Source organism: Microbacterium sp. NRRL B-14842 (assembly GCF_050470785.1).
Window position 1 is genome coordinate 1,049,937 of the sequence record NZ_JBFLUM010000001.1, and the last position, 22,880, is coordinate 1,072,816.

At 68.8% G+C, this 22,880-nt stretch carries 21 protein-coding genes and 2 tRNA genes; 21 read left to right on the forward strand and 2 right to left on the reverse strand.

Going from position 1 to position 22,880, the window contains the following annotated elements; genetic code table 11:
• Positions 1-7: 7 nt before the first annotated feature.
• The 10 genes from uvrA (at position 8) to AB1285_RS05340 (ending at position 11,354) form a co-directional block, all read left to right on the forward strand.
• The gene (gene uvrA / locus AB1285_RS05295) at positions 8-2,896 is read left to right on the forward strand and encodes an excinuclease ABC subunit UvrA (RefSeq protein ID WP_187661747.1); all 2,889 of its coding nucleotides are present in this window, start codon (positions 8-10) and stop codon (positions 2,894-2,896) included.
• Entirely contained in the window at positions 2,896-4,800 is a 1,905-nt protein-coding gene (gene uvrC / locus AB1285_RS05300) for an excinuclease ABC subunit UvrC (RefSeq protein WP_370428824.1), read from the forward strand. The genes uvrA and uvrC overlap by 1 nt, the downstream gene beginning before the upstream one ends.
• 35 nt (positions 4,801-4,835) lie before the next feature.
• Positions 4,836-5,708 (forward strand): RNase adapter RapZ, encoded by an 873-nt coding sequence (gene rapZ / locus AB1285_RS05305; RefSeq protein ID WP_187661745.1) that lies wholly within the window; start codon positions 4,836-4,838, stop codon positions 5,706-5,708.
• Positions 5,709-5,771: 63 nt separating this feature from the next.
• On the forward strand, positions 5,772-6,749 hold the full coding sequence (gene whiA / locus AB1285_RS05310) for a DNA-binding protein WhiA (RefSeq protein WP_187661744.1): 978 nt from the start codon (positions 5,772-5,774) through the stop codon (positions 6,747-6,749).
• Positions 6,750-6,912: 163 nt separating this feature from the next.
• Positions 6,913-7,539, forward strand: a complete 627-nt coding sequence (locus AB1285_RS05315) for a superoxide dismutase (protein WP_025105027.1) — start codon at positions 6,913-6,915, stop codon at positions 7,537-7,539.
• Positions 7,540-7,654: 115 nt separating this feature from the next.
• Positions 7,655-8,665, forward strand: coding sequence for a type I glyceraldehyde-3-phosphate dehydrogenase (gene gap / locus AB1285_RS05320; RefSeq protein ID WP_025105026.1), 1,011 nt, complete (start codon positions 7,655-7,657; stop codon positions 8,663-8,665).
• Between the two features lie 10 nt (positions 8,666-8,675).
• The gene (locus AB1285_RS05325) at positions 8,676-9,890 is read left to right on the forward strand and encodes a phosphoglycerate kinase (RefSeq protein WP_370428823.1); all 1,215 of its coding nucleotides are present in this window, start codon (positions 8,676-8,678) and stop codon (positions 9,888-9,890) included.
• On the forward strand, positions 9,881-10,672 hold the full coding sequence (tpiA, locus tag AB1285_RS05330) for a triose-phosphate isomerase (RefSeq protein WP_025105024.1): 792 nt from the start codon (positions 9,881-9,883) through the stop codon (positions 10,670-10,672). The genes AB1285_RS05325 and tpiA overlap by 10 nt, the downstream gene beginning before the upstream one ends.
• Positions 10,673-10,752: 80 nt before the next feature.
• Complete coding sequence (gene secG / locus AB1285_RS05335; protein WP_025105023.1) at positions 10,753-11,001, forward strand: preprotein translocase subunit SecG; 249 nt, start codon at positions 10,753-10,755, stop codon at positions 10,999-11,001.
• On the forward strand, positions 11,001-11,354 hold the full coding sequence (locus AB1285_RS05340; RefSeq protein ID WP_025105022.1) for an RNA polymerase-binding protein RbpA: 354 nt from the start codon (positions 11,001-11,003) through the stop codon (positions 11,352-11,354). The genes secG and AB1285_RS05340 overlap by 1 nt, the downstream gene beginning before the upstream one ends.
• Positions 11,355-11,410: 56 nt before the next feature.
• On the opposite strand, the gene AB1285_RS05345 is transcribed toward AB1285_RS05340, so the two are convergent.
• Together AB1285_RS05345 and AB1285_RS05350 are read right to left on the reverse strand one after the other, a co-directional pair.
• Complete coding sequence (locus AB1285_RS05345) at positions 11,411-12,640, reverse strand: hypothetical protein (protein WP_370428822.1); 1,230 nt, start codon at positions 12,638-12,640, stop codon at positions 11,411-11,413.
• A gap of 71 nt (positions 12,641-12,711) precedes the next feature.
• A tRNA-Gly gene (locus tag AB1285_RS05350) sits at positions 12,712-12,785 on the reverse strand.
• A 94-nt stretch (positions 12,786-12,879) separates the two neighbouring features.
• Here AB1285_RS05350 and AB1285_RS05355 point away from each other — a divergent pair.
• The 11 genes from AB1285_RS05355 (at position 12,880) to clpX (ending at position 22,832) form a co-directional block, all read left to right on the forward strand.
• A tRNA-Pro gene (locus tag AB1285_RS05355) sits at positions 12,880-12,953 on the forward strand.
• Positions 12,954-13,013: 60 nt separating this feature from the next.
• Positions 13,014-14,492, forward strand: a complete 1,479-nt coding sequence (gene tig / locus AB1285_RS05360) for a trigger factor (protein ID WP_292796401.1) — start codon at positions 13,014-13,016, stop codon at positions 14,490-14,492.
• Positions 14,493-14,564: 72 nt separating this feature from the next.
• Positions 14,565-15,059, forward strand: coding sequence for a tetratricopeptide repeat protein (locus AB1285_RS05365; RefSeq protein ID WP_259954540.1), 495 nt, complete (start codon positions 14,565-14,567; stop codon positions 15,057-15,059).
• 81 nt (positions 15,060-15,140) lie between these two features.
• Positions 15,141-15,728 (forward strand): ATP-dependent Clp protease proteolytic subunit, encoded by a 588-nt coding sequence (locus AB1285_RS05370; RefSeq protein WP_025105018.1) that lies wholly within the window; start codon positions 15,141-15,143, stop codon positions 15,726-15,728.
• 17 nt (positions 15,729-15,745) lie between these two features.
• Positions 15,746-16,387 (forward strand): ATP-dependent Clp protease proteolytic subunit, encoded by a 642-nt coding sequence (locus AB1285_RS05375; RefSeq protein ID WP_025105017.1) that lies wholly within the window; start codon positions 15,746-15,748, stop codon positions 16,385-16,387.
• Between the two features lie 153 nt (positions 16,388-16,540).
• Complete coding sequence (locus AB1285_RS05380) at positions 16,541-17,476, forward strand: sugar-binding transcriptional regulator (protein ID WP_187661738.1); 936 nt, start codon at positions 16,541-16,543, stop codon at positions 17,474-17,476.
• Positions 17,473-18,474 carry a deoxyribose-phosphate aldolase gene (gene deoC / locus AB1285_RS05385; protein ID WP_280564069.1) on the forward strand — a complete coding sequence of 334 codons (1,002 nt, stop codon included), beginning with the start codon at positions 17,473-17,475 and terminating at the stop codon, positions 18,472-18,474. Before AB1285_RS05380 ends, deoC begins: the two co-directional genes overlap by 4 nt.
• Before the next feature lie 53 nt (positions 18,475-18,527).
• The gene (locus AB1285_RS05390) at positions 18,528-19,970 is read left to right on the forward strand and encodes an aldehyde dehydrogenase family protein (protein WP_292796394.1); all 1,443 of its coding nucleotides are present in this window, start codon (positions 18,528-18,530) and stop codon (positions 19,968-19,970) included.
• Positions 19,967-20,818, forward strand: a complete 852-nt coding sequence (locus AB1285_RS05395) for an aldehyde dehydrogenase family protein (protein WP_259954546.1) — start codon at positions 19,967-19,969, stop codon at positions 20,816-20,818. Before AB1285_RS05390 ends, AB1285_RS05395 begins: the two co-directional genes overlap by 4 nt.
• A 103-nt stretch (positions 20,819-20,921) precedes the next feature.
• Positions 20,922-21,446, forward strand: coding sequence for a hypothetical protein (locus AB1285_RS05400; RefSeq protein WP_370428821.1), 525 nt, complete (start codon positions 20,922-20,924; stop codon positions 21,444-21,446).
• Between the two features lie 117 nt (positions 21,447-21,563).
• Positions 21,564-22,832 (forward strand): ATP-dependent Clp protease ATP-binding subunit ClpX, encoded by a 1,269-nt coding sequence (gene clpX, locus AB1285_RS05405; RefSeq protein ID WP_370428820.1) that lies wholly within the window; start codon positions 21,564-21,566, stop codon positions 22,830-22,832.
• Positions 22,833-22,880: the final 48 nt, after the last annotated feature.

Below are 22,880 nucleotides of genomic sequence, written 5' to 3' on the forward strand. Positions count from 1 at the left end.
TTGTTCGGTGCCCATCGTCCCCGTTGCTTCCCCAGGAAAACTCAGTGTCCGCGGCGCCCGCGTACACAATCTCAAGAACGTCGACATCGACATCCCCCGCGACTCGCTGGTGGTCTTCACCGGCCTCTCCGGATCGGGGAAGTCCAGCCTCGCCTTCGACACGATCTTCGCCGAGGGGCAGCGCCGGTACGTCGAGTCGTTGAGCGCCTACGCCCGGCAGTTCCTCGGCCAGGTCGACCGACCGGACGTCGACTTCATCGAGGGGCTGAGCCCGGCGGTGTCGATCGATCAGAAGTCGACGAACCGCAACCCGCGGTCGACGGTCGGCACCATCACCGAGATCTACGACTACATGCGCCTGCTCTGGGCGCGTATCGGCGTGCCGCACTGCCCGGTCTGCGGCGAGAAGATCCAGCGCCAGACGGTGCAGCAGATCGCCGACCAGCTCATGGAGCTTCCGGAGCGCACCCGGTACCAGGTCGTGGCGCCGATCGTCTCGCAGAAGAAGGGCGAGTTCGTCGACCTCTTCCGCGAGCTGGGGGCGAAGGGCTACTCGCGCGCGATCGTCGACGGCGAGCTCATCCAGCTGGCCGAGCCGCCGACGCTCAAGAAGAGCTACAAGCACGACATCGCCGTGGTCGTCGACCGTCTCGTCGCCTCGCCGGACATCCTCGGGCGCGTCACCGACTCCGTGGAGACCGCCCTCGGGCTCGCCGGCGGCGTCGTGCAGATCAACTACGTGGACGGCGAGGGCGACGACGCGTGGCAGACCTTCTCGGAGAAGCTGGCGTGCCCCAACGGACACGCGCTCACCCTCACCGAGATCGAGCCGCGCACGTTCTCCTTCAACGCGCCGTTCGGCGCCTGCCCCGCATGCTCGGGCCTCGGCACGCGCATGTCCGTCGACGTGGACCTGATGCTCGGTGACGAGGACCTCTCGATCCGCGAAGGCGTCATCATACCCTGGACCACCCAGGGCAAGGGGCTCTTCCAGTACTACGAGCGGCTGCTCGAAGGACTCTCGCGAGACCTCGACTTCTCCCTCGACACCCCGTGGCGGGACCTGCACTCCGACGTCAAGGAAGCGGTGCTGCGCGGAGAGAACTACAAGGTCACCGTCAAGTGGAAGAACCGCTACGGCCGTGAGATGCGGTACGCGTCCGGTTTCGAGGGCGTGGTGCCCTACATCGAGCGCCAGTACCTGCAGGCCGAATCCGACACGCAGCGCAGCCGGTGGGGCGAGTACCTCCGCGAGGTCCCGTGCCCCGTGTGTAACGGCGACCGGCTGAAGCCCGAGGTGCTGGCCGTGCAGGTGCACGGTCACTCCATCGCCGAGGTCTCGCACCTCAGTCTCGCCGACGCCCGGGCGTTCATGGAGAAGCTGCAGCTCACCGAGCGCGAGGCCAAGATCGCCGCCCAGGTGCTCCGTGAGATCCGCCTGCGTCTCGACTTCCTCCTCCAGGTGGGGCTGTCGTACCTCAACCTGAGCCGCTCCGCAGGCTCCCTGTCGGGTGGTGAGGCGCAGCGCATCCGGCTCGCGACGCAGATCGGCTCCGGCCTGACCGGGGTGCTCTACGTGCTGGACGAGCCCTCCATCGGCCTTCATCAGCGCGACAACCGTCGACTTATCGAGACACTGCTCACTCTGCGCGACCTGGGGAACACCCTGATCGTCGTCGAGCACGACGAGGAGACGATCGAGGCGGCGGACTGGGTGGTCGACATCGGTCCGGGCGCCGGCGTGAACGGCGGCGCCGTGGTCCACTCCGGGCCCTACTCCGCGCTGCTCGCCGACACCGACTCCATGACCGGCGACTACCTCTCCGGCCGTCGGGAGATCCCGATGCCGGCGAAGCGCCGGAAGATCGACAAGAAGCGCATGCTGAGCGTCGTGGGCGCACGCGCCAACAACCTCCGCAACGTCACGGCCGACTTCCCGCTCGGCGTGCTCACGGCGGTCACGGGCGTCAGCGGATCCGGGAAGTCGTCCCTCGTGAACGACATCCTGTACCAGGTGCTCGCCTCGCGACTCAACGGGGCGCGGACGGTGCCGGGCAAGCACACGCGCGTGACCGGGCTCGACAACCTCGACAAGGTCGTGCACGTCGACCAGGCGCCGATCGGCCGCACCCCGCGATCTAACCCGGCGACCTACACCGGCGTCTTCGATCGCATCCGCACGCTCTTCAGCGAGACGCCCGAGGCGAAGGTCCGCGGCTACCAGCCCGGGCGCTTCAGCTTCAACGTCAAGGGCGGACGCTGTGAGGCCTGCTCCGGTGACGGCACGATCAAGATCGAGATGAACTTCCTCCCGGACGTGTACGTGGACTGCGAGGTGTGTCACGGCAAGAGGTACAACCGCGACACCCTTGCTGTGCACTACAAGGGCAAGAACATCGCCGAGGTGCTGGAGATGCCGATCGAGGAGGCGGCCGAGTTCTTCGAGCCGATCCAGGCCATCCACCGCTACATGAAGACCCTGGTCGATGTGGGGCTGGGATATGTCCGCCTCGGGCAGTCGGCGACCACGCTCTCCGGCGGTGAGGCGCAGCGCGTGAAGCTCGCGACCGAGCTCCAGCGCCGCAGCAACGGTCGGAGCATCTACGTGCTCGACGAGCCCACGACGGGTCTGCACTTCGAAGACGTGCGCAAGCTCCTCGAGGTGCTGAACGGTCTGGTCGACAAGGGCAACACGGTCATCGTGATCGAGCACAACCTCGACGTGATCAAGTCGGCCGACTGGGTGATCGACCTCGGTCCCGAGGGCGGCTCCGGCGGCGGCACGATCCTCGCCACCGGCACGCCGGAGCAGATCGCGCGGGTCGAGGAGAGCCACACCGGCCAGTTCCTCGCCGAGATCCTGGGTGAGGGGCGCTCTGCGCGGAAGGCCAGCTGATGGCCGACGTCCTGCCGTACAAACCCCGGGCCGGCGAGATACCGACCGACCCGGGGGTGTACCGGTTCCGTGACGCCAACGGCCGCGTGCTGTACGTCGGCAAGGCGAAGAACCTCCGTCAGCGGCTGTCGAACTACTTCGCTCCGCTGCGGACGCTGCACGAGCGCACGCGCCGGATGGTGACGACCGCGGCGTCGGTGGAGTGGACGGTCGTGCCCACGGACGTCGACTCGCTGCAGCTCGAGTACATGTGGATCAAGGAGTTCGATCCGCCGTTCAACGTCAAGTACCGGGACGACAAGTCGTACCCGTTCATGGCCGTGACGATGGGGGACGAGGCGCCGCGCGTGCTCGTGACCCGGAACAGGAAGATCCCCGGCGCCCGCTACTTCGGCCCGTACCCGAAGGTCTGGGCGGTGCACGAGACCATCGACCTGATGATCAAGGCGTTCCCGATCCGCACGTGCAGCGACGCGAGCTACAAGCGGGCGATGCAGACGGGACGCCCGTGCTTCCCGGGGCAGATCGGCAAGTGCGGCGGGCCGTGTTCGATGACGGTGTCGATCGAGGAGCACCGGGCCATGGTCGACGACTTCGTCGCCTTCATGGCGGGTGGCGACGAGCGGTTCACCCGGGAACTCACCCAGCGCATGCTCGCCGCGTCGGCCGCCATGGACTACGAGGCGGCGGCGAAGTACCGCGACAAGCTCTCGGCGATCGAGGCCGTGCTCGGCAAGAGCGCTCTCGTGCTGCCCGCGGACGAGGACGCGGACCTGTTCGGTATCGCCCAGGACGAACTCGCGGCCGCCGTGCAGCATTTCGTCATCCGCGGAGGTCGTGTCCGCGGCGTGCGTGCTCTGACGATCGAGAAGGAGATCGACATCGCGGGCGGAGAGCTCGTGGAGCAGGTTCTCCAGCAGGCGTACGGGGAAGCTCAGGACGTGCCGCGTCGCATCCTGGTGCCCGTGCTCCCCGACGATGCGTCCGAGCTCGAGGTGTGGCTGCGGGAACGCCGAGGCCGGAAGGTCGAGATCGCGGTGGCGCATCGTGGTCAGCGTGCTGATCTCATGCGCACGGCCACGCTGAACGCGCAGCAGGCGCTGATCCGGCACAAGACCCGGCGTACCAGCGACTACGTCGCCCGTACCCAGGCGCTCACCGATCTGCAGGAGGCGCTGGGTATGGAGGAGGCGCCGCTCCGGATCGAGTGCTTCGACATCTCGCACCTCGGCGGCACGAATGTCGTGGCGTCCATGGTCGTGTTCGAAGATGGTCTTCCGCGGAAGGACCAGTACCGCACCTTCAACATCGCGGAGACGACCGACGACACCGACTCCATGTACCAGGTGCTGCGTCGTCGGCTCGCCTACCTCGACCGCCCGGAAGAGCAGGAGACCGTCGATCCCACCACCGACGAGGTGGTCGCGGAAGACGTCGGCGAGGCGGGGGTGCGCCGCAAGCCTCGCTTCGCCTATCCGCCGCAGCTGCTGCTCGTGGACGGCGGGCAGCCCCAGGTCGAGGCCGCCGCTCGGGCCCTCCGCGACGCCGGGCACACCGAGATCGCCGTGTGCGGCATCGCCAAGCGCCTCGAGGAGATCTGGCTCCCCGGCGACGACTTCCCCGTCATCCTTCCGCGGACCAGCGAATCGCTCTACCTGCTTCAGCGGCTTCGTGACGAGGCCCACCGCTTCGCCATCGTCCATCAGCGGAAGAAGCGCAAGAAGGACATCACGACGGTGCTCGCCGAGGTCCCCGGTCTCGGGGCCTCACGGATCAAGGTCCTCCTCAAGCACTTCGGCTCGGTCACCGCGCTGCGCGCCGCCGAACCCCACCAGATCCAGGAGGTCCAGGGGATCGGCCCGGTGCTGGCTCAGAACATCCATACGCACCTGTCCACTCGCTAGGCTGGGAGGCCGAGGGGGAGAAGGAGCAGTGAGTGATGTCTGACGGGGAGAAGGGCGAGTTCCTCATCGTCACCGGGATGTCCGGCGCCGGTCGCACCACGGTGGCGAACGCGCTGGAGGATCTCGGCTGGTACGTCGTGGACAACCTGCCGCCGCAGATCCTCCGACCGCTGCTCGACCTCACCGGCATGGGCGGGGATTCGCTGCCGAAGGTCGCCGCGGTCGTCGATGTGCGCGGTCGCAACCTCTTCGACGACTTCCCCGGCGTGGCGCGAGTGCTGCGCACCCGTGGATCGATCCGCGTGCTCTTCCTCGACGCCTCCGACGACGTGCTCGTCCGACGCTTCGAGGCGGTGCGTCGTCCGCACCCTCTGCAGGGCGACGGGACGCTTCTCGACGGCATCCGCATCGAGCGCACCCGGCTGGCGCCCATCCGCGAGGCCGCAGACCTCGTGATCGACACGACGGCGTTGAACATCCATCAGCTGGCGACGAAGGTGTCCGACATCTTCTCCGAGGAGGGCGAGGCCCGGCACCGCGTCACGCTTCTCAGCTTCGGGTTCAAATACGGGCTTCCCACCGATGTGGACGTCGTGGCGGACATGCGCTTCCTGCCGAATCCGTACTGGAATGAAGACCTGCGCGGTCTCACCGGACAGGATGAGACGGTGCGGGAGTACGTGCTCTCCCGCGACGGCGCGGAGGAGTTCCTCGACGCCTACGCGAAGGCTCTCGTGCCGGTCCTCGAGGGGTATCAGCGCGAGAACAAGAGCCACTCCACGATCGCCATCGGGTGCACGGGCGGCAAGCACCGTTCGGTCGCCATGTCCGAGGAGCTCGCCCGTCGACTGGCGGGAATCCCGGGCGTCGCGGTCAACGTCCGCCACCGTGACCTCGGCAGGGAATAGGCCCCCGACCGAGTAAGCTGGAGGTTTGCGTCGCGACCCGGCGCGTGAACGTGAAGGAGTCTCGTGGCACTAACCACCGACGTCAAGGCTGAGCTCGTCAGCATCCGCAATGCACCCCCCACGGTGCGCGTCGCTGAGGTGACGGCCATCCTCCGGTTCGCCGGTGGCCTGCACTCCATCGCCGGCCGGGTGGCGGTGGAGGCGGAGGTGGATGCCGAGACCCTCGCCCGTCGTGTGGCCCGAGACCTCGCCGAGATCTACGGCGTCCGTCCGGAGATCGCCCAGGTGCAGTCGAGCACCGCCAACGACGGCGCCCGGTGGGCCGTCCGCGTCATCGCGCAGGGGGAGACGCTGGCCCGCCAGACGGGGCTTCTCGACCAGCGACGCCGCCCGGTCCGCGGGCTCCCGAACCGCCTCACCACGGGTTCCCGCGCCGAGGTCGCCGGACTCTGGCGCGGTGCCTTCCTCGCCGCCGGCTCGCTCAGCGAGCCGGGCCGCTCCGCCATGCTCGAGGTCGCCTGCCCGTCGTCCGAGGCGGCCATGGCACTCGTGGGCGCGGCCCACCGCCTCGGTGTCGCCGCGAAGGCGCGTGAGGTCCGCGGGCTTCCTCGCGTCGTCGTGCGCGAGGGGGAGGCCATCCGCACCATCCTCAGCGAGATGGGTGCCCAGCGCACCGCTCTCGCGTGGGAGGAGCTGCGGCAGCGCCGTGAGGTGCGCGCCGGTGTGAACCGTCTCGTCAACTTCGATGACGCGAACCTCCGCCGTTCCGCGCAGGCCGCCGTGGCGGCATGCGCCCGGGTCGAGCGCGCCCTCGAGATCCTGGCGGATGAGGTGCCCGATCACCTCCGCGTGGCCGGCGAGCTCCGCCTCGCGCACCGCGACGCCAGCCTCGACGAGCTCGGCCACCACGCCGACCCTCCGCTCACGAAGGACGCCGTGGCCGGCCGCATCCGCCGCCTGCTGGCGATGGCCGACAAGCGCGCGCAGCAGGAGGGCATCCCGGGGACCGAGGCCGCCGTCCCCGCGGGGCTCGACGTCTGACCCGGCTGCCACCGTCTCCCGGACGGCGTGTCAACCCCCGGAAGGATCCGGACACCCGGTGCGTTGTCGTCAGTAGGATGAAAGTCGTCCGCTCTCCGTCGCACATCGGCGACGCGGAGCATCGGCAAGCGCCGCGGCGCGGCGCGGATTGGATGAATGCGATATGGCAACCTACACGCTCCCCGACCTTCCCTACGACTTCGCCGCTCTCGAGCCGCACATCAGCGGCAAGATCATGGAGCTGCATCACGACAAGCACCACGCGACCTACGTCGCGGGCGCCAACACGGCCCTGGAGCAGCTCGCCGAGGCCCGTGAGAGCGGCAACCTCGCGAACGTGAACAAGCTCGAGAAGGACCTCGCCTTCAACCTCGGCGGGCACGTCAACCACTCGATCTTCTGGACCAACCTCTCGCCGAACGGCGGCGGCCAGCCCGAGGGCGAGCTCAAGGCAGCCATCGACGAGTACTTCGGCTCCTTCGAGAAGTTCCAGGCGCACTTCACCGCCGCCGCCACCGGCATCCAGGGTTCCGGCTGGGCAGTGCTGAGCTGGGACTCGATCGGCTCGCGCCTGATCATCCAGCAGCTGTTCGACCAGCAGTCGAACACCGCGCAGGGCACCATCCCGCTGTTCCAGCTGGACATGTGGGAGCACGCCTTCTACCTCGACTACCTCAACGTGAAGGCCGACTACGTCAAGGCCGCGTGGAACATCGCCAACTGGGAGAACGTCGCGCAGCGTCTCGAGGTCGCCCGTCAGCAGACGAACGGCCTGCTGGTACTGTCGTAATCGGGTCGCGTCCCGGCGGGCCCACGGCTCGTCGGGGCGCCATCTCAGCCAAAAAACCCGCGCATGGCGCACGCTCGACGGCGGCGCTCGGCGCATGAGAAACAGGGAGACCTGAGTGTCTGTCAAGATCGGTATCAACGGCTTCGGCCGCATCGGACGCAACTACTTCCGCGCAGCTCTCGCGCAGGGAGCAGACCTTGAGATCGTCGCGGTCAACGACCTCACCGACAACAAGACCCTGGCGCACCTGCTGAAGTACGACTCGGTCAGTGGCGTCCTCGACGCCGAGATCACGTACGACGACGACAGCATCACCGTCGACGGCAAGGAGATCAAGGCTTTCGCAGAGCGCGACCCCGCCAACCTCCCGTGGGGCGAGCTGGGCGTGGACATCGTCATCGAGTCGACCGGCTTCTTCACCAACGCCGACGCCGCGCGCAAGCACATCGACGCCGGTGCGAAGAAGGTCCTCATCTCGGCTCCGGCCACCGGTGACGACCGCACCATCGTCATGGGCGTGAACGAGGAGACGTACAACCCGGAGACGGACCACATCATCTCCAACGCCTCCTGCACCACGAACTGCCTCGCGCCGCTGGCCAAGGTGTTCAACGACGCCTTCGGCATCGACCGCGGCTTCATGATGACGGCGCACGCGTACACCGCGGACCAGAACCTGCAGGACGGCCCGCACAAGGACCTCCGCCGCGCCCGCGCCGCCGCGATCAACATCACGCCGGCCTCGACGGGGGCTGCGAAGGCCATCGGCCTCGTGCTGCCCGAGCTGAACGGCAAGCTCAGCGGCTCGTCCTACCGCGTGCCGGTCCCCACGGGCTCGATCGTCGACCTGACGCTCATCACGGACCGCGAGAACCTGACGGTGGACGAGGTCAACGAGGCCTACAAGAAGGCCGCGGCCGAGGGTCGTCTGGCCGGGTACCTGCAGTACAACGAGGACCCGATCGTGTCGAGCGACATCGTGCACAACCCGCACTCGTCGATCTTCGACTCCACGCTCACCAACGTCAGCGGCAACCTGATCAAGGTGTCGAGCTGGTACGACAACGAGTGGGGCTACTCCAACCGTCTCGTCGACCTGACCGAGTACGTCGCCGAGCGCATCTGAGCTCCGACACATGACTCTGCGCACCCTGGACTCACTGGGTTCGCTCGAGGGCAAGCGCGTCATCGTCCGTTGTGATCTGAACGTCCCCCTGCGGGACGGGATCATCACGGACGATGGCCGTGTCCGCGCCTCGCTGCCGACCCTGAAGACCCTCATCGACGCGGGCGCCCGCGTCGTCGTCTGCTCGCACCTGGGACGCCCCGACGGCGCACCCGATCCGCAGTTCAGCCTGGAGCCGGTCGCGCAGCGACTGTCCGAGCTGCTCGGCGCACCGGTCGCCTTCGCGGGCGACACGGTCGGCGAAGCCGCGAAGGACGCCGTGGCGTCCCTCGAGAACGGCCAGGTCGTCGTGATCGAGAACCTCCGTTTCAACCCGGGGGAGACCTCGAAGGACGAGGCAGAGCGTGGTGCCTTCGCGGCCCAGCTCGCGGAGCTGGGCGACGTGCTCGTGTCCGACGGCTTCGGCGTCGTGCACCGCAAGCAGGCGAGCGTCTACGACCTCGCGAAGCTGCTGCCCTCGGCGGCCGGCGTCCTGATCGCGACCGAGCTCGACGTGCTCGACCGCTTGACGGAGAATCCGGAGCGGCCGTACGCGGTGGTGCTCGGCGGGTCCAAGGTGAGCGACAAGCTCGGAGTCATCTCGCACCTGCTCCCGCGGGTCGACCGCATCCTGGTCGGCGGCGGCATGCTCTTCACCTTCCTTAAGGCGCAGGGGCATGCCGTCGCGTCGAGCCTCCTCGAGGAGGACCAGCTCGAGACCGTGCGCGGATACATCGCCGAGGCGGCCGAGCGCGGCGTGGAGCTCGTGCTCCCCACCGACGTGGTCGTCGCCGCGTCCTTCGGTGCCGACGCGGACCACGAGGTGGCCCCCGCGGACGCGATCGAGGAGACGGCGTTCGGTTCGTCGGGCATCGGCCTCGACATCGGGCCGGACACCGCGGCACGCTTCGCCGAGGTCATCCGCGGATCGAAGACCGTGTTCTGGAACGGCCCGATGGGCGTGTTCGAGTTCCCGGCCTTCGCCGCAGGGACGAAGGCGGTCGCGCAGGCGCTGACCGAGGTCGACGGCCTCAGCGTGGTCGGTGGCGGCGACTCCGCCGCAGCCGTCCGTCAGCTCGGATTCACCGACGACCAGTTCGGGCACATCTCGACCGGCGGCGGCGCGAGCCTCGAATTCCTCGAGGGCAAGAAACTACCTGGGCTGGAGGTCCTCGGATGGGCGTGAGCTCCCGTACTCCGCTGATCGCGGGCAACTGGAAGATGAACCTGGATCACCTGCAGGCGGTGGCGTTCGTGCAGAAGCTGCACTGGACGCTGAAGGACGCCAAGCACGAGGACGGATCCGTGGAGGTGGCGGTCTTCCCGCCCTTCACCGACATCCGCAGTGTGCAGACGCTGATCGACGCGGACAAGATCCCGTTCGCGTTCGGTGCGCAGGACGTCTCGGCGCACGACTCCGGGGCGTACACCGGCGAGATCTCCGGCGCGTTCCTGGCGAAGCTCGACGCGAAGTACGTCATCATCGGGCACTCCGAGCGTCGCGAGTACCACGCCGAGTCCGACGAGATCGTGGCCGGCAAGGTGAAGGCTGCTCTCAAGCACGGCCTCTCCCCGGTGATCTGCGTCGGTGAGACGGCGGAGGACCTGGAGAAGTTCGGCGCCAGCGCGGTTCCGGCCGGACAGCTCGAGGCCGCGCTGCAGGGCGTCTCGCCCTCCGCGGACATCGTCGTCGCGTATGAGCCGGTCTGGGCCATCGGGTCGGGTCAGGCGGCCACGCCGCAGCAGGCGCAGGATGTGTGCGCGGCACTCCGCGGCGTGATCGCGAAGGTCCTCGGCGACGAGGCGGCTGCGCGCACCCGCATCCTGTACGGCGGCTCCGTCAAGGCGGCGAACATCGCCAGCTTCATGCGCGAGCCCGACGTGGACGGCGCTCTGGTCGGCGGCGCGAGCCTCGTCGTCGACGAGTTCGCGGCGATCATCCGTTTCGAGAAGCACGTCGGCGTGTGAGTGCGGCGGGGCTCCGGCCCCGCTGCACCGTATACTTGACCGTTACGGGGGCGCTCCGGCCCCAGCGAAAGGCTCTTTCCGTGGCAATTCTCGAGTTCGTCCTGCAGGTCGTGCTGGGCATCACCAGCGTCCTGCTGACTCTCCTCATCCTCTTGCACAAGGGTCGCGGTGGCGGCCTGTCCGACATGTTCGGCGGCGGCATGACCACTGCGGTCGGCTCCTCCGGTCTCGCGGAGCGGAACCTGAACCGCTTCACCGTCGTCCTGGCGCTCACGTGGTTCATCGCCATCGTGGCGCTCGGCCTCATCACGAAGTTCGAGGTGATCTGATGGCTACCGGTGGAAACGCGATCCGCGGTACCCGTGTCGGTTCCGGTCCCATGGGGGAGCAGGACCACGGCTATCACGCCGACCGCATCGCGGTGTCGTACTGGGACGGCCTCGGCAACGAGACGGTGCGCTACTTCGCCGCCGGCCTCCCCGAGGAGGAGATCCCGGAGATCATCGACCACCCGCAGTCGGGTCTCCCGGCCGGGCGCGACAAGGAGAACCCTCCCGCCGTCGCGAAGGCCGAGCCGTACAAGACGCACCTCGCTTACGTGAAGGAGCGCCGGACGGACGAAGAGGCCGTCCAGCTCCTGGAGGATGCCCTCACTCAGCTGCGCGAGCGTCGGGGTCAGTGACCGCCGACTGAGCGAGAGGAGAAGCCGCCGTGGTGATCACGGCGGCTTCTTCCGCCTCAGCGGCAGTCGGCCGCGGCGTCGATGTAGTTCTGCGGGGGATACCCGTAGGCCCACACGCCGTTGGCGTCGTCCGTGAAGCCCATGCTGATGGCCCAGGCCGTCGCCCACTTCTCGATGCTGTCCTGCGTGGACGAGTCGTACATGTCCTGACACTTCACGCTGATGGCATGACCGACCTCGTGGGCGACGAGCGCTCTGCTGCGCTCTGCGGGCCACTGCTCCGCGACCGAGTTCGACAGCTCGATGACCGCGCGTCCCGGCTCGTCCCACCACCAGGTGGTGTAGCCGCCCATGCTGCCGTTGTACCCGGCGCCGTTGACGACGGGTGCCCAGTCGAACTCCAACAGGACGCCGGGCGCGAGCGAGCGGGCGAAGGCCTCGATCTCGAGCCGGGCGTTCCGCAGTGGGCCCGCCTTCTCCGCGAGCTCCGCGTCCTCGGCCGCGACGACATCGGTGGCTGCCTTCTGCAGGGCGACGTAGGCGGCCGCAGCCGCGTCGTCGACCTCAGTGACGGCGAGAGCATCCGCGGCGGCTCCGCGCAGAGCGATCACGGCGGCGTTGCGGGTCGACGGATGCGCGCTCTCGAAGGCGCCGGCGGCCTCGGCCGCGGTGGTGAGCACGGCCACGCCGTTCGTCCGGACCGCGTCCACGCTCGCGGCGGCGGACGTGGAGGCGCTGTCCATCGACTCGGCGACGTCGCGCAGGATGCTCTGGTCCTCGGCGAGACGGCTCGTCGCGGCGAAGAGGTCCCAGAACCAGCCGGGTTTCGTCTCGTCGGCCGGGAGCGGCGTCGCGAGGACGTCCTCGGCCTCGCCGCCCGTGGTCTCGCCCTCCGCCACGGCGGAGTCCAGGGCCGCCCAGAGGTCCTCGGGAACGGCGAGGGCGGGCGCGCCGGTGTCGATGATGACATGCCCGGCGTCCGTCGCCGCGATCAGATCGGCGGTCCGCTGTCGGAGTTCCGTCTGCTGGGCGGTCACCGATCGGGTGGCGTCCTCGACCCCGCTGGCGGCCTCGTCGTATCCCTGGTTCGCCACGAGCTGCGTGATGCCGAGACCGGTCAACACCACGACCGTGCCGATGGCGCCGGCGAGGATGCCCTTCAGCCTTCGCCGGTCGCGCGGCGGCCGGGGGACGCCGGACGCGGAGGAGAGGACGGGCGGGAGACGATGCCCACCCGGAGCCGGCCCCGTGGCGGTCGCGGCAACCGACGGTGGAGGGGCGGTCACGAGGCGCTCATCTCGGCAGGCCTTCCGGTCGGGAGCTGATCCTGTCAGCGTATTCGACCGAGGTGACGACGTGGAGGGGGTGACGGGAATCGAACCCGCGCAATCAGTTTGGAAGACTGAGACTCTACCATTGAGCTACACCCCCGGAACCGGAGTCCGGACTCCATCGATCATAGCGGACGGTCGGGCGTGCTCCTGTCCGTTAGACTCGATGGGGCTGAATCTGCGTGCGGATTCCCCGGGGCGTAGCTCAGCTTGGTAGAGCGCCCGCTTTGGGAGCGGGAGGTCGCAGGTTCAACTCCTGTCGCCCCGACTCGACCCCACGACCTTCCAGCCGCGTTCTGCGCGGAAACCACAAGGAGAACACACCAGCATGGCGAACAGCACCGTCGAGAAGCTGACCCCGACCCGGGTCAAGCTCACCATCACGGTCACCCCGGACGACCTCAAGCCGAGCATCGCGCACGCCTACGAGCACATCGCGCAGGACGTCCAGATCCCCGGCTTCCGCAAGGGCAAGGTGCCGGCTCCGATCATCGACCAGCGCATCGGCCGCGGCGCCGTCATCGAGCACGCCGTCAACGAGGGCCTGGACAAGTTCTTCCGCGAGGCGACCGCCGAGCACAAGCTCCGCATCGTCGGTCGTCCGTCGGCCGAGATCACGCAGTGGCCCAACGAGAAGGACTTCTCGGGCGACCTGCTCGTCGACGTCGAGGTCGACGTGCGCCCGGAGATCGAGCTCCCCGACTACGCGGGCATCACCCTCGAGGTCGACGCCGTGGAGGCCGACGAGGCCGCCCTCGACGCCGAGCTGGAGAACATGCGCGCCCGCTTCGGCACGCTCATCCCCGTCGACCGCCCCGCAGCCAAGGGCGACTTCGTCGAGCTGGACCTCGTCGCCACCATCGACGGCGCCGAGATCGATCGCGCCGAGGGCGTCTCCTACGAGATCGGCTCCGGCGAGCTCCTCGAGGGCATCGACGACGCGATCGAGTCGCTCACCGCCGGTGAGGACACCACCTTCCGCTCCGCCCTCGTCGGTGGCGACCACGCCGGCAAGGAGGCGGAGGTCTCCGTCACCGTCAAGGCCGTCAAGGAGCGCGAGCTTCCCGAGGCCGACGACGAGTTCGCGCAGATCGCGAGCGAGTTCGACACCATCGCGGAGCTGCGCGACAGCCTGCGCGAGCGCGTCGAGCAGCAGGGCGTCTTCACGCAGGGCTCCGCCGCCCGCGACAAGCTCGTCGAGACGCTGCTCGCGCAGATCGAGATCCCGGTCCCGCCGCAGCTCATCGAGGACGAGGTGCACAACCACCTCGAGGGCGAGGGTCGTCTCGAGGACGACGTGCACCGCGCCGAGGTGACCGAGGCCAGCGAGAAGCAGTTCCGCACGCAGGTGCTGCTCGACACGATCGCCGAGCAGGCCGACGTGCAGGTCTCGCAGGAGGAGCTCTCGCAGTACCTCATCCAGTCCGCCGCGCAGTACGGCATGGCGCCGCAGGAGTTCGTCGAGGCGCTGCAGTCCTCGAACCAGCTCCCGGCCCTGGTCGGCGAGGTCGCCCGTAACAAGGCACTCGCGATCGCCCTGGGCAAGGTCAAGGTCGTGGACACCAACGGCAAGGCCGTCGACCTCTCCGACTTCGTCGTGACCGACGACGAGGCCGAGGCCGAGGGCGAGAAGGCCGCCGAGGCCGAGGAGAAGCCCGCCGCGAAGAAGAAGGCTCCGGCCAAGAAGGCGGCCGCCAAGAAGGACGCCGACGCGGACGAGAAGCCCGCCGCGGCGAAGAAGCCCGCCGCCAAGAAGCCGGCTGCGAAGAAGGCTCCGGCCAAGAAGGACGCCGACACCGCCGAGTGATCGGCGCGGTCGAGTGAAGAGGGCGGGTGCTGCGGCATCCGCCCTCTTTCTCATCGAGGGAAGGACGACGGGATGGCGAGCTGGGACGACCGCATCGATCAGGTGTGGGCGGACGCTTCGGGAGAAGAGGTCGGCGACGAGACGATCGCGCGCATCGACGCCCTCGCCGCGGAACGGGGTGCGGACGACGCCCGGGCCGAGTTCGAGCGCGCCGGTGCCCGCGATTCCGCCGGACGCCCGGCGGAGGCGGTGGAGCTCTACCGTCGCGCCCTGGCGCTCGGCCTCGATGAGGAGCATCGCCCGCAGTGCGTGATCCAGCTCGCGAGCTCGCTGCGCAACCTCGGCGACTACGACGAGGCGCTGCGCGTCATCCGCGCCGAGGAGGAGATCGCGGCGGACGGACCGTATCGCGACGCGGTCGCGGTGGTGCACGCCCTCATCCTCGCCAGTGCCGGCCGGCCCGCGCAGGGCCTGTCGGTGGCCATCCTCGCGCTCGTCCCGCACCTGCCGCGCTACCACCGATCCATGACGGCGTATGCGCAGGAGATCGCCGGCAGCGACACCTGATATGCCGACGGCGAACACGACCTAGGGGCTGTGCGCGCGCCGGTAGATTCGAATCACTGAAACACGGAAGCAGGAGCTGACATGGCTGAACCCCTCGTCGCGACAAGCGTCTTCGACAGGTTGCTGAAGGACCGCATCATCTGGCTCGGCTCGGAGGTGCGAGACGACAACGCCAACGAGATCTGCGCGAAGATCCTCCTTCTCGCCGCCGAAGACTCCGAGAAGGACATCTACCTCTACATCAACTCGCCCGGCGGCTCGATCACCGCGGGCATGGCGATCTACGACACGATGCAGTTCGTGCCGAATGACATCGTCACCGTCGGCATCGGCATGGCCGCGTCCATGGGTCAGCTGCTGCTGACCAGCGGCACCAAGGGCAAGCGCTACATCACCCCGAACGCCCGCGTGCTGCTGCACCAGCCGCACGGCGGCTTCGGCGGCACCGCGAGCGACATCCAGACCCAGGCGCAGCTCATCCTGTCGATGAAGAAGCGCCTCGCCGAGATCACCGCGTCGCAGACCGGCAAGCCCGTCGAGCAGATCAACGCCGACGGCGACCGCGACCGCTGGTTCACGGCGGAGGAGGCCCTCGAGTACGGCTTCGTCGACCACATCCGCGAGCACGCCAGCGACGTCACCGGCGGCGGCGGCACGGGCGTCGAGTAAGGATTCGAGAGGACACCATGTACACACCCACGTTCCAGTCCGCCGGAAACCTGCCCTCCAGCCGTTATGTGCTGCCGCAGTTCGAAGAGCGCACCGCCTACGGCTTCAAGCGCCAGGACCCGTACAACAAGCTGTTCGAAGACCGCGTGATCTTCCTCGGCGTGCAGGTCGACGACGCGTCGGCCGACGATGTCATGGCGCAGCTCCTCGTCCTGGAGAGCCAGGACTCCGAGCGCGACATCACCATGTACATCAACTCGCCCGGTGGCTCCTTCACCGCGATGACGGCGATCTACGACACGATGCAGTACGTCGCGCCGCAGATCCAGACCGTCGTGCTCGGCCAGGCGGCCTCGGCCGCCTCCGTGCTGCTCGCGGCGGGTGCCCCCGGCAAGCGTCTCGCGCTGCCGAACGCCCGCGTGCTGATGCACCAGCCGGCGATGGGAGAGGCCGGGCACGGTCAGGCCTCGGACATCGAGATCCAGGCGGCGGAGATCCTCCGCATGCGCACCTGGCTGGAGGAGACCATGGCCCGTCACACCGGCAAGCCGGTCGAGCAGGTCAACCGCGACATCGATCGCGACAAGATCCTCTCGGCCAACGAGGCACTGGAGTACGGCATCGTCGACCAGGTGCTCACCTCGCGCAAGCGCGCGTAGTCCGCACCCGCAGAAGAGGACGCCCGTCGATCGACGGGCGTCCTCTTCGCGTCTCCGGCGGATGCGCGCGCGAGGATGGCGCAGATGCGCATATGAGCAGATGGGTGCGCGAACGCTGAATCCGGCCTACCCTGGAGGAGGAAGGAGGACACCGTGGAAGAAGATCTGCTCATGGTCCGGGTCGCCGAGCTGTACTACGACGAGGACAAGACGCAGGACGAGATCGGTGGTCTCCTGAAGATCTCCCGGTGGAAGGTCGGGCGCCTCCTCACGCAGGCGCGGCAGCGCGGCATCGTCCGCATCGAGATCGTCCACCCGCGCGCCCGTCGGCTCGGCCTCGAGCGCGAGCTCGTGGAGCGCTTCGGTCTCACCGACGCCGTGGTCGTCCCCTCACCCGAAGGCGACGAGGGCACTCTGGAACGCGTCGCCCAGGCGGCAGCGGACTTCCTCACCGCCCTCCGCCCTGTTCCGCGCACCCTCGGGGTGAGCTGGGGCAAGACGCTCCGCGCCGTGGCCGAGGCCCTGCCGGATGGCTGGGCGAACGGTGTCACGGTCGTGCAGCTCAACGGCGGCGTCAGCCTGAACCGGCGCTCGGGCGGGGCCGCGGGACTCGCGGTGACCATCGCCCAGCGCGCCTCCGGCCAGGTCTCCCTGCTGCCGAGCCCCGCGATCCTGGAGCACGTCGAGACGAAGCAGGCGATCGAAGGGGACCGCACCGTCGCGGCCGTGCTGGAGGAGGCCGCGGACGCCCAGGCGTTCCTGTTCACCGCCGGCCCCTGCGATGCGACCTCCGCCCACGTCGAGAACGGCTATCTCACCGCCGACGATGTGGAGGAGCTCGCGCGCCGCGGCGCCGTCGGCGACGTCCTCGGGCGCTACGTCGACGCCGAGGGCAACATCGTCGACCCGCAGTTGGACGCCCGCACGGTCGGCGTCTCGCTCGACCGCCTGCGCGGCGCCGCGCGGGCCATCTTCGTGACGGCGGGCCCCGCCAAGCACGACATCGCGCGCACGGTCGTGACCAGCGGCCTGTGCGGGGTCCTGGTGACCGATGAGACCACAGCACGAGCATTGTTGGAGGAACAGTGACGACGACAGAACTCAGCCGCAGGACGGCGGTGGACGTCCTCGGCGGTGAGCCCGACGACGCGACCCTCCGTCGCTTCCTGCACGGCCTCCCCGGTGTGGACGCCGTCGGGCTGGAGCAGCGCGCTGCCGGCCTCGGCACCCGCTCCATCAAGACGACGTCGAAGGCGTGGGCGCTGGACACGATCATCAAGCTGATCGACCTGACCACCCTGGAGGGCGCGGACACTCCCGGCAAGGTACGGTCCCTCGTCGCCAAGGCGAAGACCCCCGACGCCGCCGACCCCTCGACGCCCCGCGTCGCCGCCGTCTGCGTCTACGGTGACATGGTCGCCGGCGCGGTCGAGGCCCTCGGCAGCCTGCACGGCGACCCCGACGACGGCCTCATCTCGGTCGCCGCCGTGGCCACCGCCTTCCCGAGCGGCCGGTCCTCCCTCGCGATCAAGCTCGCCGACACCGCGGAGGCGGTTGCGGCCGGTGCGGACGAGATCGACATGGTCATCGACCGGGGCGCGTTCCTGTCCGGCCGCTACGGGCTGGTGTTCGACCAGATCGCCCAGGTCAAGGAGGCGTGCCGCCGCGAGGACGGCTCGTACGCCTCGCTCAAGGTGATCCTCGAGACCGGCGAGCTGAACACGTACGACAACATCAAGCGCGCCTCCTGGCTCGGCATCCTCGCCGGCGGTGACTTCATCAAGACCTCGACGGGCAAGGTGCAGCCGGCGGCGACGCTGCCGACCACGCTGCTGATGCTGGAGACGGTGCGCGACTGGTACCGCGGCACGGGGGAGCGCATCGGCGTGAAGCCCGCCGGCGGCATCCGCTCGTCCAAGGACGCGGTCAAGTACCTGGTGACGGTCGCCGAGACCGTGGGGGAGGAGTGGCTCCAGCCGCACCTGTTCCGCTTCGGCGCCTCGAGCCTGCTCAACGACGTGCTCCTGCAGCGTCAGAAGCTCGCCACCGGCCACTACTCCGGCCCCGACTACGTCACGATCGACTGACTTCTTCGGCCGGTCCCTGAGCCGGTCGAAGGGCAGCAACCCAAGGGATTGAAATGAACTTCCTGGAATACGCTCCGGCTCCGGAGTCCACGGCGGTGCTGAACCTCAAGGACAGCTACGGGCTGTTCATCGACGGCGAGTTCGTCGACGGCTCCGGCACCCCCTTCCGCACCATCTCCCCGGCGACGGAGAAGGAGATCGCCGAGGTCGCCTCCGCCGACGACGCGGACATCGACCGCGCCGTCGCCGCGGCACGTCGCGCCTACGACAAGGTCTGGTCGCGGATGAGTGGCCGCGACAGGGGCAAGTACCTGTTCCGCATCGCTCGCCTCGTGCAGGAGCGTGCCCGTGAGCTGGCCGTCGCCGAGAGCCTCGATAACGGCAAGCCCATCAAGGAGAGCCGCGACGTGGACGTGCCCCTCGTGGCGTCCTGGTTCTTCTACTACGCGGGGTGGGCCGACAAGCTCGACTACGCCGGTCTCGGCGCGAACCCGCGCGCCCTGGGCGTCGCCGGGCAGGTCATCCCCTGGAACTTCCCGCTGCTGATGCTCGCGTGGAAGCTGGCGCCCGCGCTGGCGGCAGGGAACACGGTCGTGCTCAAGCCGGCAGAGACCACGCCGCTGACGGCACTGATCTTCGCCGAGATCCTGCAGCAGGCCGATCTCCCCGCCGGTGTCGTGAACATCGTCACGGGGGCCGGCTCGACCGGGGCCGCCCTGGTCCGTCACCCGGACGTCGACAAGGTCGCGTTCACCGGCTCGACGGGTGTCGGTCGCGACATCGCCCGGGCTGTCGCGGGGACGAACAAGAAGCTGACGCTGGAGCTGGGCGGCAAGGCCGCGAACATCGTGTTCGACGACGCGCCGATCGATCAGGCTGTCGAGGGCATCGTCAACGGCATCTTCTTCAACCAGGGCCACGTGTGCTGTGCGGGCAGCCGCCTGCTGGTGCAGGAGTCGATCCACGACGAGGTCGTCGACCGGCTGAAGAACCGGCTGTCGACGCTGCGTCTCGGTGACCCGCTCGACAAGAACACGGACATCGGCGCGATCAACTCCGCGGCGCAGCTCGCCCGCATCCGCGAGCTGAGCGACATCGGCGAGGCCGAGGGCGCGGAGCGCTGGACCGCCGACTGCGCGATCCCGGAGCAGGGCTTCTGGTTCGCCCCGACGATCTTCACCGGGGTCGAGGCCTCGCACCGCATCGCCCGCGACGAGGTCTTCGGCCCGGTGCTGTCGGTCCTCACCTTCCGGACGCCCGCCGAGGCGATCGCGAAGGCCAACAACACGCCGTACGGCCTCTCGGCGGGCATCTGGTCGGACAAGGGCTCGCGCATCCTCGCAGTCGCGGATCGGCTGCGTGCGGGCGTCGTGTGGGCCAACACGTTCAACCGTTTCGACCCGTCGAGCCCGTTCGGCGGCTACAAGGAGTCCGGATTCGGCCGCGAGGGCGGTCGCCAGGGGCTCACCGCCTACCTCAAGGGAGCCGCAGCATGAGCAAGCGACTGACCGTTCCGAAGACCTACAAGCTCGCCATCGGCGGGGCCTTCCCCCGCAGCGAGTCCGGACGCACGTACGAGGTCGTCTCCCGCAAGGGCGCCTTCCTCGCCAACGCCGCCAAGGCCTCCCGCAAGGACGCCCGTGATGCGGTCGTCGCCGCGCGCGCCGCCGTCAAGGGCTGGTCGGGGGCGACGGCCTACAACCGCGGCCAGGTGCTCTACCGCGTCGCCGAGGTGCTCGAGGGACGTCGCGCACAGTTCGTCGACGAGATCGTGGCGCAGGAGGGCATCTCGTCCTCGGCGGCCACGGCGCAGGTCGACGAGGCGATCGATCTCTGGGTCTGGTACGCCGGGTGGTGCGACAAGTACGCCCAGGTGGCGGGCAACGCGAACCCCGTCTCCGGTCCGTACTTCAACATCTCGGTGCCAGAGCCCACCGGTGTGGTCGCGATCGTGGCGCCGCAGGACTCAGCGCTGCTCGGCCTGGTCTCTGTCGTCGCCCCGGCCCTCGTCGCCGGGAACACCGTCGTCGTGGTCGCGAGCGAGCAGTACCCGCTCTCCGCGATCAGTCTCGCCGAGGTGCTCGCGACCAGCGACGTCCCCGGCGGCGTGGTGAACGTGCTCACCGGTTCGCCGGCCGAGATCGCCCCCTGGCTCGCCTCGCACCAGGATGTGAACGCCCTCGACCTCGCCGGCGCCGGTGCGCTGGAGTGGGTCGACATGCAGATCGCCGCAGCGGACACGCTGAAGCGCGTGCTCGCCCCCGGTGACGTGGTCGCGTCGCCGGAGCGGATCGCCGCCTTCACCGAGGTCAAGACGGTCTGGCACACGAAGAGCATGGTCTGACGACACGTCAGGATGGCTGAGGGCCCTGTCGCGTACCGCGCGGCGGGGCCCTCGTCGTTCGAGCAGCGTGCGCGTGACGCCGGTGCTGTGGTTTCATGGCGGCATGATGGCGACCTCCGGCGTCCGCGCCCGCCCCGGGCGAGTGACGCTCGTGCTGGCGGCGATCCTGCTTCTCGGCGGCTGCGCAGCGGCGCCGGCCGACGTCACCGCCGGAGAGCCGACGCCGACCGTGACCCCGACCTTCGCCTGCCCGCAGGTGGACGGCGCCGAGCTTCCGCCGGAGTGTGCGCCGTACGACCCGGAACACGCGATGGAACAGAACGACCGGCATCGTGAGCGGATGGACACGTCGGCCGAGGCGCGGGCGGCAGCCGAGCAGCCGGTGGCGGACCTCCGCGTGCGTCTCGAAGCACTGCGCACGGAGAGCACGATCTCTGTGACCTCCGTCGAGGACGCCTTGCGCGAGGTCGGCCTCGTCCATCACGTCGCACGGGGAGATGCGCGCGCGGTGGCGTTCGGTGCCGACGGTCCCGAGGGCGGCTGCGTCTTCGGGGAGGTGCGTCCGGACGACGTCCGGATCGATGTCGGGGGATACATCATGGACGGCGGCTGCCTCCCCGCGGAATGACGGCGGAGACACCGTCATCCGCCGGACCCGCCGAACGACTCGTCGCCAATGCGGCCCGGTGTCGTATGCAGCGGTTAGGCTCGAAGAACGATCCTGATCCCCCCGAGGAGGACGCGCATGGCCCGCATCGGTGAAAGCGCTGACCTGTTCAAGTGCTCGTTCTGCGGAAAGAGCCAGAAGCAGGTGCAGCAGCTCATCGCCGGACCCGGCGTGTACATCTGCGACGAGTGCGTCGAGCTCTGCAACGAGATCATCGAAGAGCGCATGGCGGAGTCGTCCGCTGAGGGCGTCGCCGAGTTCGAGCTTCCGAAGCCCCGCGAGATCTTCACGTTCCTCGAGGAGTACGTCGTCGGACAGGAGCCCGCGAAGCGCGCCCTCTCCGTCGCCGTCTACAACCACTACAAGCGCGTCCGCGCCCACGGCACGCTGCAGCCGGCCGAGCAGAAGGCCGAAGAGATCGAGATCGCGAAGAGCAACATCCTGCTCATCGGCCCGACGGGCTGCGGTAAGACCTATCTGGCGCAGACGCTCGCCAAGCGCCTCAACGTGCCGTTCGCCGTCGCCGACGCGACCGCGCTGACGGAGGCCGGCTACGTCGGCGAAGACGTCGAGAACATCCTCCTCAAGCTCATCCAGGCCGCGGACTATGACGTGAAGCGCGCCGAGCAGGGCATCATCTACATCGACGAGGTCGACAAGATCGCCCGCAAGGCCGAGAACCCGTCGATCACCCGCGATGTGTCGGGCGAGGGTGTGCAGCAGGCCCTGCTGAAGATCATCGAGGGCACGGTCGCCTCGGTGCCGCCGCAGGGCGGTCGCAAGCACCCGCACCAGGAGTTCCTGCAGATCGACACCTCGAACGTGCTCTTCATCGTGGCCGGTGCCTTCGCCGGGCTGGAGGACATCGTCTCGGCGCGCGTGGGCAAGCACGGCGTCGGCTTCGGCGCTCCGCTGCACGACAAGGGCAAGGACCTCGACCTTTTCAGCGAGGTGCTCCCGGAAGACCTCCACAAGTTCGGGCTCATCCCGGAGTTCATCGGTCGCCTGCCTGTCGTCACCAACGTGTCGCCGCTCGACCAGGCCGCGCTCATCGACATCCTCACGGGGCCGCGCAACGCGCTCGTGAAGCAGTATCAGCGCATGTTCGAGCTCGACGGCGTCCAGCTGGAGTTCGAGGAGGAGGCGCTGCGGTCGATTGCGGATCTGGCGGTCGAGCGCAAGACGGGTGCCCGTGGTCTCCGTGCCATCCTGGAGGACGTGCTCGGTCCGGTGATGTTCGAGATCCCGTCTGCGGAGGACGTCGCGAAGGTGATCATCACCCGTGCCGCCGTCGACGAGGGGGCCCCGCCCACCATCGTGATGGAGCGCAAGCGCAAGAGCGCCTGAGCGCCGGGCCCCGGCGGGTCAGACACCCGCCGCGGACGCGGTGAGCAG

Bases quoted from the DNA above. Each gene is read 5' to 3' on its own strand.
- uvrC (WP_370428824.1), top strand. From the start codon at position 2,896: ATGGCCGACGTCCTGCCGTACAAACCCCGGGCCGGCGAGATACCGACC.
- rapZ (WP_187661745.1), top strand. From the start codon at position 4,836: ATGTCTGACGGGGAGAAGGGCGAGTTCCTCATCGTCACCGGGATGTCC.
- AB1285_RS05315 (WP_025105027.1), top strand. From the start codon at position 6,913: ATGGCAACCTACACGCTCCCCGACCTTCCCTACGACTTCGCCGCTCTC.
- AB1285_RS05325 (WP_370428823.1), top strand. From the start codon at position 8,676: ATGACTCTGCGCACCCTGGACTCACTGGGTTCGCTCGAGGGCAAGCGC.
- tpiA (WP_025105024.1), top strand. From the start codon at position 9,881: ATGGGCGTGAGCTCCCGTACTCCGCTGATCGCGGGCAACTGGAAGATG.
- AB1285_RS05340 (WP_025105022.1), top strand. From the start codon at position 11,001: ATGGCTACCGGTGGAAACGCGATCCGCGGTACCCGTGTCGGTTCCGGT.
- tig (WP_292796401.1), top strand. From the start codon at position 13,014: ATGGCGAACAGCACCGTCGAGAAGCTGACCCCGACCCGGGTCAAGCTC.
- AB1285_RS05365 (WP_259954540.1), top strand. From the start codon at position 14,565: ATGGCGAGCTGGGACGACCGCATCGATCAGGTGTGGGCGGACGCTTCG.
- AB1285_RS05370 (WP_025105018.1), top strand. From the start codon at position 15,141: ATGGCTGAACCCCTCGTCGCGACAAGCGTCTTCGACAGGTTGCTGAAG.
- AB1285_RS05375 (WP_025105017.1), top strand. From the start codon at position 15,746: ATGTACACACCCACGTTCCAGTCCGCCGGAAACCTGCCCTCCAGCCGT.
- AB1285_RS05390 (WP_292796394.1), top strand. From the start codon at position 18,528: ATGAACTTCCTGGAATACGCTCCGGCTCCGGAGTCCACGGCGGTGCTG.
- AB1285_RS05395 (WP_259954546.1), top strand. From the start codon at position 19,967: ATGAGCAAGCGACTGACCGTTCCGAAGACCTACAAGCTCGCCATCGGC.
- AB1285_RS05400 (WP_370428821.1), top strand. From the start codon at position 20,922: ATGATGGCGACCTCCGGCGTCCGCGCCCGCCCCGGGCGAGTGACGCTC.
- clpX (WP_370428820.1), top strand. From the start codon at position 21,564: ATGGCCCGCATCGGTGAAAGCGCTGACCTGTTCAAGTGCTCGTTCTGC.